The 14,982-nt window shown below is 35.7% G+C and carries 12 protein-coding genes; 4 read left to right on the forward strand and 8 right to left on the reverse strand.

Annotated features, from left to right (window positions below; genetic code table 11):
- The first annotated feature begins 117 nt into the window (after positions 1-117).
- Positions 118-483: a hypothetical protein gene (locus FLUTA_RS11725; protein ID WP_013687097.1), complete on the forward strand. Its 366-nt coding sequence runs from the start codon at positions 118-120 to the stop codon at positions 481-483.
- 10 nt (positions 484-493) lie between these two features.
- Here the strand turns inward: FLUTA_RS11725 and FLUTA_RS11730 are convergent, their stop codons facing one another.
- Positions 494-886, reverse strand: coding sequence for a DoxX family protein (locus tag FLUTA_RS11730; RefSeq protein WP_013687098.1), 393 nt, complete (start codon positions 884-886; stop codon positions 494-496).
- A gap of 115 nt (positions 887-1,001) precedes the next feature.
- Between FLUTA_RS11730 and FLUTA_RS11735 the strand changes: the two genes are divergently transcribed.
- Positions 1,002-1,340 (forward strand): winged helix-turn-helix transcriptional regulator, encoded by a 339-nt coding sequence (locus tag FLUTA_RS11735; protein ID WP_013687099.1) that lies wholly within the window; start codon positions 1,002-1,004, stop codon positions 1,338-1,340.
- 63 nt (positions 1,341-1,403) lie between these two features.
- Here FLUTA_RS11735 and FLUTA_RS20815 read toward each other — a convergent pair whose 3' ends face one another.
- From FLUTA_RS20815 to FLUTA_RS11750, 3 genes are all read right to left on the reverse strand, one after another.
- Positions 1,404-3,833 (reverse strand): DUF5723 family protein, encoded by a 2,430-nt coding sequence (locus tag FLUTA_RS20815; protein WP_013687100.1) that lies wholly within the window; start codon positions 3,831-3,833, stop codon positions 1,404-1,406.
- A 10-nt stretch (positions 3,834-3,843) separates the two neighbouring features.
- Positions 3,844-5,970, reverse strand: coding sequence for a hypothetical protein (locus tag FLUTA_RS11745; RefSeq protein WP_013687101.1), 2,127 nt, complete (start codon positions 5,968-5,970; stop codon positions 3,844-3,846).
- A gap of 123 nt (positions 5,971-6,093) precedes the next feature.
- Entirely contained in the window at positions 6,094-6,702 is a 609-nt protein-coding gene (locus FLUTA_RS11750; protein WP_013687102.1) for a ribonuclease HII, read from the reverse strand.
- 90 nt (positions 6,703-6,792) lie between these two features.
- Here FLUTA_RS11750 and FLUTA_RS11755 point away from each other — a divergent pair, with 90 nt between their 5' ends.
- Positions 6,793-7,152, forward strand: a complete 360-nt coding sequence (locus tag FLUTA_RS11755; protein WP_043023793.1) for a hypothetical protein — start codon at positions 6,793-6,795, stop codon at positions 7,150-7,152.
- A gap of 144 nt (positions 7,153-7,296) precedes the next feature.
- Here FLUTA_RS11755 and FLUTA_RS11760 read toward each other — a convergent pair whose 3' ends face one another.
- Together FLUTA_RS11760 and FLUTA_RS11765 are read right to left on the reverse strand one after the other, a co-directional pair.
- Entirely contained in the window at positions 7,297-9,660 is a 2,364-nt protein-coding gene (locus FLUTA_RS11760; RefSeq protein ID WP_169312081.1) for a T9SS-dependent choice-of-anchor J family protein, read from the reverse strand.
- Between the two features lie 194 nt (positions 9,661-9,854).
- Positions 9,855-11,633, reverse strand: coding sequence for an acyl-CoA dehydrogenase family protein (locus tag FLUTA_RS11765; RefSeq protein WP_013687105.1), 1,779 nt, complete (start codon positions 11,631-11,633; stop codon positions 9,855-9,857).
- Positions 11,634-11,993: 360 nt separating this feature from the next.
- Here FLUTA_RS11765 and FLUTA_RS11770 point away from each other — a divergent pair, with 360 nt between their 5' ends.
- Positions 11,994-13,493 (forward strand): histidine kinase dimerization/phosphoacceptor domain -containing protein, encoded by a 1,500-nt coding sequence (locus FLUTA_RS11770; RefSeq protein ID WP_013687106.1) that lies wholly within the window; start codon positions 11,994-11,996, stop codon positions 13,491-13,493.
- Here the strand turns inward: FLUTA_RS11770 and FLUTA_RS11775 are convergent.
- Both FLUTA_RS11775 and FLUTA_RS11780 read right to left on the reverse strand, forming a co-directional pair.
- A complete protein-coding gene (locus FLUTA_RS11775; RefSeq protein ID WP_013687107.1) occupies positions 13,476-13,919 on the reverse strand; it encodes a GNAT family N-acetyltransferase in 444 nt (147 codons plus the stop codon). The genes FLUTA_RS11770 and FLUTA_RS11775 overlap by 18 nt on opposite strands.
- Positions 13,916-14,977, reverse strand: a complete 1,062-nt coding sequence (locus FLUTA_RS11780) for a CaiB/BaiF CoA transferase family protein (protein ID WP_013687108.1) — start codon at positions 14,975-14,977, stop codon at positions 13,916-13,918. The genes FLUTA_RS11775 and FLUTA_RS11780 overlap by 4 nt, the downstream gene beginning before the upstream one ends.
- Positions 14,978-14,982: the final 5 nt, after the last annotated feature.

Here is a 14,982-nt window from a genome sequence, read left to right on the forward strand (position 1 = left end):
AAGAGAAAGCACTGCTTTCGATTTGATACAAATAAACGTTGCGCCTTCGCTGAAGCTACTTCGTAAGCGTTAGTACAGTCGTAAACAAAAATTTTCACTGCAGTAGAAAACGAATTTATGAAAAATCTGTTTAATGAGTTTGACCAATTATTTTCTGAGTATTCTAGAACCCAGAAATTATTGTACAAAGAAAATTTAGCTAATTCAGAACGAAATAAAAAATTAAAAGAAGCAAATGAGGTCATTCAACATACAAAAGTGTTGTATGAAAAATTTCGATATTCACATGAAATACAAGTTATTGAACCTTTTTTGAATGATGAAGATCCATACATCAGACTTATTGCAGCGACGTATTCATTTTCATATAATCAAGAATTAGCAGAAAAAACACTAAGAGATCTAATTGAACAAGTTAAAGGGATTGTAGCCTTTAATGCCAAAATCACGTTAGATGTTTGGGTGAAAGGATTGTTACCTTAAATGCGGGAAATTATTTCGAACGTATCACAACAACCTTTAATCTTCCATAAGCTATAAAACCTGCAATTGCCGCAACTACGATGTTGAACCCAATTTGTGTTCCTTCTCCCCGAGAAATATGAAAAACACTAGCCGAAATCATAAGTAGAATGATTCCAAGAGCTGCAATGGGTGTTAGAATCGGTTTAATTCGAAAAAGAGCTGGTACAATTAATCCGATTCCTCCTAATAAATCAATGACTCCTGTGAATTGAACAAAAGCTGGGGAAACTTGACCTGCCCAAGGCCACATGAGTTCCAGTTTTTCAATCGGTTGAATATTTTTTAAGGCACCTGCCCAAATTAAAGTAATCGATAACAGTGTTTGTGCAATCCATAAGAACACGTTGGTTGTTTTTTTCATCTGTAAATTGTTTTGAATTGTTAGGTAAAAGTAAGTAGGTTTGCTATCCAAACGAAAGCGCTTTACCTTTGGATAGTACTATCTAAAAGGAAAGTAACGTCTAAAAACAACGAATATGTTATCAAACGGAAAATGTCCTAAAAATATTTTGTCAATCAAAGATGCTTTGGAAGCTGTTGAAGGTCGCTGGAAACTATTGATTTTATTCTCCCTTTCCACAGGAACGAAACGATTTAAGGAGCTTGGAAGAGAAGTTTCATGGATTACAGACAAAACATTATCGCGAGAATTAAAACTACTTGAATCGAATAAGTTAATTACTCGAAAAGTTTTTGATACGTTTCCGCCAGCCGTAGAATATACAATTACAGAACACGGAAAATCATTGGAGAAAGTCATTGAAGAGTTGCACTATTGGGGTTTGGCCCATCGAAAGGAAGTTTTGGGGAAGTGATTAAAACAAAGAAGGGACGCAATGCATTGCGTCCCTTCTTCTTTGTTTTATCAGTTAATGATTTTATTCAAAAATCACATTCATTTCAACACGTCTGTTTTTCTGACGACCTTCTGGTGTAGCATTTGTAGCAATTGGTTTTGTTTGACCGAACCATTCTGGTTTCAATTTAGTCGCATCAACACCTTTGCTAGTTAAGTATTTCTTAACTGCTTCAGCACGGTTTTTAGACAATGTTAAGTTTTTCTTAGCATCACCTTTGTTATCTGTGTGACCAGCGATTTGTAATTTCCACTCTGGTTTTTTGATTAACAATGCAGCTAAGTCATCCAATGATTTGAACGAAGTTGCAAGAATAATTGCTTTACCTGATGCGAACTCTAAGTTCTCAAATGCAGTATTCAAAATTTCTTGCTCTTCTTTCTCAATCTTAGGACATCCACGATTTTCGATTGGACCTGGAATTGTTGGACAAGCATCATCTTTATCGTACAATCCATCTTTGTCTGTATCTGGCCAAGGACAACCTTCGTTTTCTCTTGAACCATATTCGTTTGGACACTTATCTACGTTGTCATATAATCCGTCGTTATCACTATCTGGGCATCCTTGATTTGCCAATGGGCCAGGAAGATCTGGACAAAGGTCTTCAGAATCTTGTAATCCATCTCCATCACGGTCAGGACAACCATTGAATGCAGCCAAACCTTTTACTGTAGGACAGCTATCATTTGGATCGATAATTCCATCCTCATCTGTATCTGGACATCCTCTGTACAATGCAAGACCTGGTAAATCTGGACAGGCATCATCTTTATCTGGAATTTTATCACCATCACGGTCAGGACAACCTTGGAATTCTAATAAACCTGGTGTCTCTGGACAAAGGTCTTCAGTGTCTTTGATTCCATCACCATCTGTATCAGGACAACCTTTGAAAGTCCAAATTCCTGGGATATCAACACATTCATCTTTTTTGTCAGATACTTTATCACCATCTCTATCGTTTGGTTTCGAATAAAGAATAGGAAGACGAAGTCCGACAAAGAATTCGGTTCCCCTTACTTTTCCAACTGCAAAAAGCGAATTAAAATCTACCACTCCAATAGTGATTGGTCCTAAACGAGATGCAATACCTGCTTTCCAACCTGAATAATTGTTGTATGAAACTGGAACATACAATCCGAACCATGCATAATCAAAGCTTGGAGTAATTGAAAATTGATGTGGTGTTTTTACTTTAGAAGGGTTTCTTTTACCAATCATGTTAATGTTACCCGTTGCATTGATGTAAAACCATTTCCAAATATGGTAATCCAATTGAATGCTTAATGCAGTTGGTGTATTCATATAATATGTTTCACCAGTACCTTCATTTGAATTCCATCCATTTCCAGAAGTAATTAAACTGTCAATAATGGAATCAAAGGATGCGAATGAGTTTGCTTTTTCAAAAACACGTAAATCAAAAACACTTGTTTCAACAGAGAAATCTCTACTGCTACCTCCTTTGGTGAATTTCATTCCACCGATATCTATTACGGAAACTCCAGCTCTTAGTTCATACTTGTTTTCGTTACGCATCCATAAGTCAGTTTTTCCATCCATTTCATATTTGAATTCTTTGTATTTAGGACGCCATTCGTAAACGACACCTAAGTCTAAACCAAATCCAAGTTTTGATGCAGATTTAAAAAAGGAATTTGCATTGAAATCTTTTAATTGATCCAAATTATCCGAATAACCGTATTTGATTTTTGCTTTTAGATTGTTTGCTGTATCCTTATTTAGTAAGTTGTAATCTAATTCATCAGTATAAGCATACGCAGATGCAAGTCCTTGAAGCAATTTCACACGACCACCTATTTTCAAGAAATGCTCACCCTTGTCCATTACTACTTGTCCATAATTAATACCATACTCATTCCATGCCATTGAATTCATTGTTACCAATTTATCATTCAATTGCAAGTTCCAAAGACCCGCGAAATCGAGACCTTCTTCTGCTAATTTTGATAATTTTGGGTCAAGATCTTCGACATTGGTAATCATTCTACTTTTTGCAGAAAAGCCTAATGCAATTTTTGGCGTAATATGGAAAGCAAAGTTTAAGATGTCAATCTGGTAATTTAAATAAACACCTCTTGGTTTAACTCCAGCCTTTGAATAATCATAAAGATTAAACATTGATCGTTCATAAAGGGTACTGTCTGGTTGCATCCACATAGTATCTTTTTTGAAAGATTTCAACCACCATTTTGGCATTACGTCAGTTTTAAAATACTTGGCGTTTTGCCATGCACCAACATTCGCACTTCCAAGGTTGATGTCAACGATAAATCGACCGTCAACAAAACTTGCTGGTTGGGCGTCTAATCCCATTACTCCAGCATAATTACTACTATGTACACCCAAGTAATTTTGAGAAATTGCACTGATAGTAGTTAAACATGAAAAAGCAAAGAGAGTTAATTTAAGTAACTGTTTCTTCATAAGTAGTCTTTTAATAGTTCAATGGGTAACGAATTAAATAACCATTTGCTTGCGAAACTAATAAAACCGTTCCATCTGTTTGCTTTTGAAACATGATTTTATTCGAACCTTCTAAATTTTCTTTATTTAATTCGTTTCCATTTATAGTATAAATATAACAATTATTGGCAATTCCATCAATTATTCCAACGATAATTTTATTAGTGGATAGCTTGATAATAGAGGCGTCATCTATAGAAGTAATAGTGGAATTAAATTGCCCTAAAATTATCCCAGAACCGTTGATTACATAAATAATATTTTGTTGTGTCAAAAAGAAAATGCGTTCTTCTCCAAGTGTTTGAGAGGACAAAATAGAAGATACATTTCCAATTAACATCGCTTTGGTACCATTTTCAGTGATTCTCACAAATTGTTTTTTGACTAAACCGAGTAAACTAACTGTTCCGTTGACTTTTACGAGATTCCATTCTCCTTCATTTAGAGAAGTCGTTTTAAGCGTTTTTTTTCGTTTTACTGAGATAGATGACCAAGTGGATTCTGTGCAAATATGGGCAATCAGATCTCCTTTTTTGCCTTGGATAACTAATTGTGCATTTTTTTGAAGATTACCACCAATACCGATTTTGTAACTGAGTTTTCCATCGGTGCTATATCCCTGTAGTTGACCATCTGAAACGAAAGCGATGTAATCTTTCTTATTCCAGTAATAGGAAAATAGATTGCTTGTAACCTCATTACTTGAGATTGGGAATCCACCCAAATTGTTTCCAGCTCTATCTAAACCAATAATTCCGTTCTTGGTTGTTAAGAAAACCCCATTGCCGATGAATACAGGATTACCAATGGGGTCTGATTCTAGATTTTTACTCCAAAGAATTTGTTTGCTTCCAATAAAGTAGAGCATGTTTGATCGGGTAATTGCAACCAAAAAATTGGAATTTGGAATTGGATTGAGACTGATTAGATTGTCATCTAAACGCAATGGATTTAGCTTTGGAAGTTCTTTCGAATCTGTATCAGCATGCGAACTATTTTCAGTGTACACTTGAAGAGTGCTGTGATTGGCATGTGTTAAACGACTCATCGTAAGTTGCTGATTGTGATCAAAATTTCGATACGAAACCTTTTGAGGACTATTGCTGAATAGTTTGTACTTCAAGGTGGTAGATTGTTCTAAATTCCCACCTGTTTCATAAGCTCCAATCAGTCGATTAATACTTTGTTGAGAGTTTGAGATAAGAACATTATTATTAAAAATTTCGATGTAAACTTTCTTAGTTGAATGAAGAAAAGGAAAATAATGCCCTTTCAAAGTAGCTTGCTTTTGTTTGGTAGAAATATCAACGTTGTTTAGTTCGCTTAAAATAGCTAAAGGATCTTGCCCTGGTTTGTAATCTGTGATTAAACAAGTGTCATTCTGATTTGAAACAAGTGCTAATCCGTAATTCATCCATTCGTCTAAAATGGATTTTTTAGGATACTTTGTTTTCAAGTAGTTTTTCTCAAAAAAAGTGTAAGAATGAAAATCGGCGGGAATCAGTTCTTGAAAAATTTCTTGATCATTGATGAGAGGTAAAGCTTTCGATCCTGTATGCGTGATGTATTTTGCATGGTTACTTGAAATGTAGTAAGAATCTTCGATTTCGTATGTCTGATCAGCTGTTTTATAAACGAGTGAAAGACTACTTTTTCGATCAAGATACTTCCAAGAAACGATACTTTTTTCAGTTGGAGTCCATTCATTTAAGTAGATAATTAAGTATTTTCCATGAAATTCACCTTTCCAATTATTGGATAACGATAGGTGTTTTTGAGTTGATATGGTTGATGAAATAGAAAGGGTTTCGAAGTATTTTTTTACAAGTTCACTCGTCCAAGGTTTGCTTCTTTCTAGTAAAACCAACTCTCTGTTGGTTGAAAAATAAAAATGTTGAATTCGTTCTGGTTCATTCAACAAAATGGAGTAAAAGCTATTTTTTTGTAGGGAGGAAACTATGGAATTATTATAATCAATCTCCAAATAATTATGGACAACAATAATGGTGTCATCTTTTTCGGAAAAAGTATTTTCAGGTGTTGGTGGTGTACTAGAACCTTCAACAAGAGTGAAAGTTATGTAACTAATCCAACCCAAGGAACAGATTACTAGAAAAATAATTATCGAACGATTGAGCATACTCTTTGACTATTCGTCAAAAATAATGCTTCGTGTAGAGCCGTTTGCATTTTTCTCATGAAGAAGTTAACAGTGGAGTGTTTACTCCATAAATAGTGATAATTGACCTTTTCCAAGAAGATTAAATCCAGGACGATGATGAATGCATGCTCCATGAATTTCTATTGCTTTTCGATGTGCTTTTGTGGGGTATCCTTTGTTTATTTTCCAATCGTAATGAGTAAAATCCTCATGCAATTTTTCCATGTATTCGTCTCGATAGGTTTTTGCAAGAATTGATGCAGCTGCAATGCTTTTGTATTTACCATCTCCTTTGATGAAAGCAATCGAAGGAATCTCATTTGAAAGCAATGTTTTATTACCATCAATGAGTAATAGCTCAGGTCTGATTTTTAAGGCCATTGCCGCACGATGCATTCCAGTTAATGAAGCCTTTAAAATATTGAGTACAACTATTTCGTCTGGTTGAAGAAACTGAACGGAGAAAGCTAATGCTTCTTGCTCAATAATAGGTCGTAATAAATTTCTGCTTTTTTCAGAAAGTTGTTTAGAATCATTTAATAATGGATGTGAAAATCCTTTTGGAAGAATAACCGAAGCACAAACCACAGGTCCAGCTAGACAGCCTCTGCCAGCTTCATCGCATCCAGCTTCTAATTTTGTTTCGTCAAAATGGTCTAATAATTGCATACTGCAAATGTTATTAAAAATATTGTATATTTATCACAAACAACCTTTGGGTATTTTTTGTCGTCTACTTATTTAAACTGTTATAGAATTATGAAAAAGTTAGTAATGTTATTCGTTTTGTCTTTGGCAACTTCATTTGCTTTTAGTCAAAATTCTGCCTCAATTAGTGAAGGTCAATTGAAATCAGGTAAGTCAAATGGCGTGTATGAATTTGGAGTTCCAGAATCAATCACCTCTGAGAAGGTTGATGCTGTGAAAGGATATTACAAAGACTATTTTTCGGTAGATTTTAATGAATCTACAGATAAACTGAAATTAACTTTATTGAAAAATGAAGAAATGAATATTAAAGTAATGAATCGTATGTTAGTTGCTTTGGATTTGCGTACAGTATCTGTAAATGGTCAGGAAATGACTTTTCAAGATGTGATGGATAAATATTTGAAATAGGAGAAAGCAACGCTTTCGATCATGAACAAGCGGTAGTGCCGTTCTAAGCACTGCTTTCGATAAAATTAAAAAGTCCCTGATGTTTGTTTATCAGGGACTTTTTAATTTCTATTTTCTTGAATCCTACTTTGACTGAATGCGATATTATTTAATCAATGCAGTAGTGAAAGTCTGATTGGAAGTTTTTATCACTAATTGATAAGTCCCTTTTGACAAATGAGCGGTTTCAATGGTACTTGAAGTAGTACCTACTTTATTTTCTGAAACGATTTTCCCGCTATTATCAATTAACTGAATTTTTTCAATAACGAACTTCTCTGATTGTATAGTAACAAAATCAGTTACTGGATTTGGATAAACTGAAAGTCCGAACTGTACTAATTCATCTAATCCAACTGAAGATGCATTGATTGTAATTGAAGCGATCATATCACATCCGTTTGCATCTGTAATTGTTACCGTATATGTTCCTGGAAGCACATTTGTAATTGAAGGAGTAGTTGCACCATTACTCCAGTCATATGAGTATGGAGCTATTCCGCCTGTTGGAGCAACTGTAGCAATACCATCGGGGCAAGTTGCACAAGTGGTGCTCGTTGAAGTTGGATTTGCTAAAATTAGGGTTGGATCTAATAGCGTACTTGAAATAGTTGTCATACAACCATTATCATCCGTAATTGTTGCAGTATATGTTCCTGCAGGAGCAACTAAGGTGGTTGAACTTCCTGCAATATTCCAAGTCACATTATAAGGTGCCAGACCGTTTTGAATATCAATTTCGATCTGCCCAGAATCTCCAATACATAATGGATTTGTTGAAGATAATATGGTTGCATCAGGAGCTTGTGTAGTTGTGATTTCAACTGAATCAATAAATGAACAATCTCCATTTGAAATAGTATAAGTATGGTATCCAGCACTTAAATCGGTAATAACTGGATTTGTAGATGCGTCTTCCCATGTTACATTATATCCAGGATCTAGTGTGATTGTTGCAGTTCCATTTGCAAGCTCACAGGTTGAATTGTCGGATGAAGCAAGTGTTCCACCGATTTCTCCGAAACAGATATCAAACTGAGGTCTGATAAAGAAAGTTTTTGCAAAGCTTCCCCCAAAGGTCTCAACAGTAGTAAAGTTTGGTCCGTTCGCGGGCCATTTAACAAAGACAGTATTTGACTGAAAGACAGCGGATGTTTGAGCAAGAGCTAAGGTAGAATCGAATTCGATTTGAATAAATCCATATTTTCCGGGTGCAAGTGTTAAAGGACCTCCGTGCATCGGAAGAATGTATGTTCTGGCACTATCATCAATGTAAAGAAGTGTGTCTGTTGACGCTAAGAATGTGGTTGGCACACCGCTGCCATTGGTATTGAAAATGGCAGTTGCCAATTTTTTTCCGGTATATCCTCTGGTGAAGTGTACTTTGACCTCTTTTAGGGAGGTTGTGTTTTCAATGTTGAAGACTTGACCCATAAACCCGCCAGTTCCGGAACCAATTCCAAGCTGCCCAACAATGACGCCATTGTCTCTGGCCATTTCTGCATCTGTAACGGTAATTGGAATAGTGGATAAAATGGTGTCATTACTAGTGCTCATATCTGCTTCAGTAGCGATAGGGAAATACTTGAAAGTGTATACACCATTTGAAGTAGGAGTATAGTTTGCTGTCATTGGGGCTGAAGCAGCTCCTGAAGCTAATGAAGGAAGGATGCTGCTTGTTACAGTAGTTTCCAATAAACCATCTTTAAATACACGACAGCCCAATGCAACATTGGTCATGGCTTGTATTCCTTGATTATGGATAACAGCTTCCAGTTTTAAATTCTGTGTAGTTGTCAATTGATTTGCCGGAGCTAGTGTATACGGATTTTGGGTTGGTGTAGTTACCTCCAGATCGAAGTTGTTAATGACACGCAATTCGATATCATCAATTACCAGGATAAATTTATCATTGGAATTGTTTCTAAAACCGATGTAAACAGTTTGCCCAGTGAAAGCAATTAGCGGAACCGAATGAGTTGTCCATGTTGAGTTTTCGGCAGGAGTTGAAAAAAGCACAGTAGAATTACTTAACTGATTTCCAATAACCGCAGTACCGCCGGTTGGAGCAACGGTCATAATACGTACTTCATAACCATCCGCAAAGGCAGCATCATAGGCTTTCGCATTCCAAAAGAGTGTGGTATTTGGTTGGATTACCTGAGCAGGGATCCACATGAAATCATCTGCAGCTCCGGTTGGAGTATAAAAAGAAGTGCTGAATGCAACGGAATCAGCCACATTACCTCCAAAATCTTCTCTTCGTTCCCAAGCTTCATTCACATAGGGTACTGATGCAGCTGGTGTTCGGTTGTCTACATTTCTGAGTAAAAATCCAGAAGGAAAAGTGTAGGTTCCTGCTCCTCCAGCAGTTGGCCCTGGAATTCCGTCGAAATCTTCGAGATAATAGGTTTGTGAGAAACTAAAAAAGCTTCCTAAAAAGGTAATGAATAGTATGGTTTTTTTCATAATTATAAGTAATATGGCTATAAAGATATTCAATAATAGTTGATTGTGAAACGCACTTGTTGTTGGAAGTTGAATGGGATAGGTGAATTCCATGTTTGATTGAGTAACTAGTATTCACCATAAATCAAGAAAGCCACCTATCAAAAGATAGATGGCTCCTCCTATTTGTAATTTCCGAGTTATCGGTAAAGAGATTACAAAGTGTATGCGTTTTTCTCAATTACAAATTCTGCAATTGTTTGTCTTTCATTTTTCGGATTGATTGGATCAATTTTAGTAAAACGTTTTACACCAGTTGTCATCATGCGAGCTTCATCGCCATCAGCAAAACTGTAGATTGCATCTTTGGCAGCTTTGTCAATGCGTTCAGCTGTATCGTAGAAATAGGTTTTTACAATTGCAATTTGAACCGCAGCTGCAGCTTCACCTTTTGTTTCAATTAATTTCTCTACACGCAATAACACTGATTCTGCTTGGTAAACCCAGATAGCAAGATCAGCAATATTCATCAAAATTTCTTGTTCTTTCGACATTGTTTGCATCAACTTTTGAACAGCAGATCCAGCAACCATCAAAATGGTTTTCTTAAATCCAGCCAAAGCTTGACGTTGAACAGCTAATGGACTTGAACCTAGTTCTGTCATTTCTGGAATGCTCATTAACTCGGAAGCAACTTTCATTGCAGGGCCCATTAAATCCAATTCACCTTTCATTGCACGACGAAGAACCATGTCTACAATTAATAAACGATTGATCTCATTCGTTCCTTCGAAAATACGGTTGATACGAGAATCGCGGTATCCTCTTTCAACAGATGATTCAGCTGAATAGCCCATTCCTCCAAAAATTTGAACACCTTCATCAGCAACGTAATCCAAACACTCTGATCCTGCAACTTTTAAAATTGCACATTCAGGAGCGAATTGTTCAATTCCTTTTAATGTTGCCTGACCTTTTTCCATTCCACCAGCTACAAATGCTTGAATAGCGTCGTCAATGTTTTGTCCAGCGCGGTAAATGGCAGATTCAGCAACGTAAGTTCTAATGGCTTGTTCCGCAATTTTATAGCGAATGGCTCCGTATTTAGAAATCATTCTTCCAAATTGCTCACGCTCATTTGCATAGCGAACAGAGTCTGTAATTGTTTGTTTAGCTCCACCTAAAACTCCAGCAGCCAATTTGATGCGACCAATATTTAAGATGTTTAATGCGATTTTAAATCCATTTTCTCGTTCTGAAAGCATGTTTTCAACAGGTACTTTCACGTTATTAAAGAATACTTGACGAGTAGATGAACCTTTAATTCCCATTTTTTTCTCTTCTGGATTTAAAGAGATTCCTTCTGAATCTGCTTCAACTAAGAATGCCGAAAGATTTTTATCATCATCTATTTTAGCAAAGACTGTGAAGAAGTTAGCAAAGCCTCCATTAGTAATCCACATTTTCTGACCATTGATGATGTAATGTTTCCCATCCGGAGATAATGCCGCTTTTGTTTTTCCTGAGTTTGCGTCAGATCCAGCGCTTGGTTCTGTCAAACAATAAGCAGCTTTCCATTCACCACTTGCCAATTTAGGAATGTATTTCGCCTTTTGCTCAGCATTTCCGTAATACAATAGAGGTAAAGTACCAATTCCTGTGTGAGCACCGTATGCTACTGAAAATGAATGACCTTTTCCTAATCGTTCTGTTGCAAGCAAAGAAGTTTTAAAATCAACGCCCATTCCTCCTAAATCTTCTGGAACGGATAATCCTAACATTCCTAGTTCACCAGCTTTTTCAATTAATGAAGGCATCAATCCTTCTTCCATTTTATCAATTCGATCTAATAATGGAGTAATTTCTTGTTCAATGAAATCATCACATGTTTGGGCAATCATATTTTGCTCTTCAGTCCATTCTTCTGGAGTGAAAATCTCATTTGGGGTAACGTCGCGGATAATGAATTCTCCACCTTTAATAGCTTGTGACATAATTTTATATTGTTTTTAATTTCGTTTCTAGTGCTAATATAGAAATAATAATATTATTATGCAAGCATAGTAATAATAATTTCTTCAAAGAACATTTCTTTTAAAGGTTGTCATTTCTCGACTGAACAGTTGTGAATTCAATATCATGAGTCTATTCATTGATTCATCAATAAAAATAACTATTTTAGTTGTAAATTAGCTCAATTTGATTGATTTAAGGCCGCCTATTTCAGTTTAATTTATCTTAAAAAATGGGATTTGTTCATTCTCAAGTACAATACGATAAATTTACACAAAATGAAGTTGTTGTTGTCATGAAAGTTAACAGAAATAAGTTACTTTTGAGCATTCTAAACTGCTATGGCACAACAAGATATTCTCTCTACACTTCGAAAGCTGATCTCAGGCATGGATGAGAGCTTGGTCATTTTTGATCAAAATGGAAGTGTTTTACATGCTTCTTATGATTTAGAAAAACTCCTTGAGAAATCAGATATTGTTGGAACTACAATTTTTGAGCATTTAACTTACGAACATGAACGGGTTGAGCATTTTTTGCGAGATCTGAATACTTCCAAATACATGGATCTACAAGTTGTTTTGAAAAAGTCAGTTGGAAGTTTCACTGCTCGGATGAGATTGGCTTCTTGGAAAGTGGCAGATAACGAGTTTGTCGTATTAGGAAGCTTAGTTGATTCTACACAACTTGAGCGAAAAAGAAGAGATTTACTTCGAAAAACATTGACGATTGAATTACTTTCAAAATCGAAAAAAATCCGAAATGGAAAGTTGCATGATGCTATTTATGAAATATTGGAAATGTCATCAAAAGCAGTTGGAGTAACGCGTGTAAGTGCTTGGCTCTTTGATGAATCCCATGAACATATTGAATGCATTGGCAATTATGATACGCGACTAGGTAAGATGATTCCTCAAGAATCGTTGCCTGTTATTGAAATGCCGACCTATTTTATGCTTTTTGAGACGGAGAAAATAATTTTAGCGGCAAACGCGCAGACCTCACCTTATACCTCTGAATTAAATGATAGCTATTTAGTTCCTAATGGAATTGTTTCCTTGATGGATATTCCTATCCGTTCGGAAGGAAGTATTATTGGTGTAATCTGTTTTGAGCAAGTAAAACAAACGCGGAATTGGACTTTAAATGACCAGAAATTTGGCTTAATAGCAGCTCAAATGACATCTCTTGCTGTTGAAACACATAAACGTAAAATAGCACAACAAGAATTGGAAGCTGCTTTGCGTCAACAAAAAAGATTGCTTGTTGAGACGAATCATCGGATAGTAAATAATTTGAAAATCACTTCTAGTTTGTTGAATATACAAGTGAATAAAGCGCGTGATTCTTATCACAAAAATTTGATGTTAGATTCTGTGAATCGGGTGCAAAGTATTTTGAATTTACATGAAATGTTAACAGAAGGCTCTAAGAATTTACGTGTATCATTGAATCAATACATCAACAAACTAGTTCAAAGTTTGAGAGATAGTCTCTCTTTTCCGCAGAAACAACTCCAATTATTGACAAGTATTGATAGTTGCGAAGTGAAGAGCTCACTTGCAATTTGCATTGGAATTATTATCAACGAAGCTGTTTTGAATGCATACAAACACGCTTTTGAAGAAAATGAAATTGGAGTAATCCGGATCGATTTTCAAATGCATGGACCAAAAGGAGTACTAGAAATTAGCGATAATGGAAAAGGAATCAAAGAAAACCGAGAATTGACAGGAAGTGGTGTCGAAATAATTCGTGGAATGGTTGAACACCTCAATGGAAACTTAGATATTGATGGAACGAACGGAATGAAAATTTGCGTTTCATTCTCCATGCGTTAGTTCTTTGTACATCTCAAAGTGTTGTAAAATATCAAATAGTTTATACGAAGGCCCCACTAAAGTATAACCCAATTTTTCATAGAAAGGTAAGGCGTAATCTCTGGCATGTAGAATCAATTTATTGTATCCAAGTCGCTCCGCTTTATTTTCAAGTTCAGTCATAATTTCTTTTCCATATCCTTTGCCTTGTAAATTCGATTCAACAGCTACAAAACGAGCTTGACAAGTTGTTTGATCTACAGCATCTAATCGAGCAACCGCAATTAATTGATCATTTTCATACAAAGCAAAATGAATCCCGTTTTCATCTCCATCATTTCGTTCAGAACCTCTTTCTTTCCGTAATGGCTCTCTTAAAATGCGATATCGGAGATCATAATACGATTCCCATTCTTGTTCTGTCTTTGGATTTTTTACTTCTATCATGATTTCAATTGAAATGCGATTTGTGACACACGTTTGGTTTCTTTGTTTTCGATTGTTTCGGTTCTAACAAGTTTTTGACTTTCGGAATTTTCAAATACTTCCTTCAGATTTTGAATCAGTCCAACTGGAACAAAATGTTGATGCATGAATGTTAGAATTTCGCTCGCTTCAAGGTTTAATATTTCCGTTTGAATAAATTCTTTTAGCTCTTTTCTATTTGAAACTCGGTCTACATTTGTTGCAAAACGCACATCTGAAACAAATTCATTTAATTCCAAAAACGAACAAAGAATTTGAAAATGTTTATTACTGCCAATGGCAAAAGTGATTAGTTTTCCATCTTTGGTAACGAAAATTTCACCATAAGGAGCAATATTTGGATGCAAACTTCCAATGCGTTGTGGAATGTGTTTTTCCATCAAATAATTGGATGCTTGATTTGCCAATGAAGAAATAGCGGCATCGTAGAGAGAAACAGAAACCGTTTGTCCTTTATTGGTTTTAGTTCGTTGTAATAAAGAAGTCAAAATTCCTTCTTTTAATTGATGAGCTGCTAAAACGTCAATTAAAGCTACTGGCATTTTCACAGGTCCAGATTCAGCTGTTCCATTCATTGACATAAAACCGGTTTCTGCTTGAAGGATTAAATCGTAAGCCACGCGATCACTTTCTGTTCCAAATCCCGAAATTTTCCCGATAATTAATCGTGGATTTATGGAATGCAAGAAAGTATCTGTTAATCCAAATTTTTCAGCATCGCCTTTTTTGAAATTGCTCAAAAAAATGTCTGCTTTTTCAATTAATCTTACGAGCTCATTGAAATGAGTGGTATTTTTAAAGTCGAGTTGCAGGTATTGTTTGTGATAATTGACCGATGCAAAGTAGGCAGAAATAGCAGTATTTTTCTCTTCGGAAAGAAGTTTCCACGTTCGAGTAACATCCGGAATGGCTGGATTTTCGATTTTTGTTACCGCTGCCCCTAATTCTGCAAAAAAAGTTCCTACAGAAGGTCCAGCCAAAACGGTTGAGCAATCAATGACAATTAAATCTTCAAACATGAAGT

This window comes from Fluviicola taffensis DSM 16823 (assembly GCF_000194605.1).
In the GTDB taxonomy this organism is placed as follows: Bacteria; Bacteroidota; Bacteroidia; order Flavobacteriales_D; family Crocinitomicaceae; genus Fluviicola; species Fluviicola taffensis.

Excerpts from the sequence above, each read along its gene's own strand:
- FLUTA_RS11725 (WP_013687097.1), top strand. The coding sequence starts at position 118 with ATGAAAAATCTGTTTAATGAGTTTGACCAATTATTTTCTGAGTATTCT.
- FLUTA_RS11730 (WP_013687098.1), bottom strand. The coding sequence starts at position 886 with ATGAAAAAAACAACCAACGTGTTCTTATGGATTGCACAAACACTGTTA.
- FLUTA_RS11735 (WP_013687099.1), top strand. The coding sequence starts at position 1,002 with ATGTTATCAAACGGAAAATGTCCTAAAAATATTTTGTCAATCAAAGAT.
- FLUTA_RS20815 (WP_013687100.1), bottom strand. The coding sequence starts at position 3,833 with ATGAAGAAACAGTTACTTAAATTAACTCTCTTTGCTTTTTCATGTTTA.
- FLUTA_RS11750 (WP_013687102.1), bottom strand. The coding sequence starts at position 6,702 with ATGCAATTATTAGACCATTTTGACGAAACAAAATTAGAAGCTGGATGC.
- FLUTA_RS11755 (WP_043023793.1), top strand. The coding sequence starts at position 6,793 with ATGAAAAAGTTAGTAATGTTATTCGTTTTGTCTTTGGCAACTTCATTT.
- FLUTA_RS11760 (WP_169312081.1), bottom strand. The coding sequence starts at position 9,660 with ATGAAAAAAACCATACTATTCATTACCTTTTTAGGAAGCTTTTTTAGT.
- FLUTA_RS11765 (WP_013687105.1), bottom strand. The coding sequence starts at position 11,633 with ATGTCACAAGCTATTAAAGGTGGAGAATTCATTATCCGCGACGTTACC.
- FLUTA_RS11770 (WP_013687106.1), top strand. The coding sequence starts at position 11,994 with ATGGCACAACAAGATATTCTCTCTACACTTCGAAAGCTGATCTCAGGC.
- FLUTA_RS11775 (WP_013687107.1), bottom strand. The coding sequence starts at position 13,919 with ATGATAGAAGTAAAAAATCCAAAGACAGAACAAGAATGGGAATCGTAT.
- FLUTA_RS11780 (WP_013687108.1), bottom strand. The coding sequence starts at position 14,977 with ATGTTTGAAGATTTAATTGTCATTGATTGCTCAACCGTTTTGGCTGGA.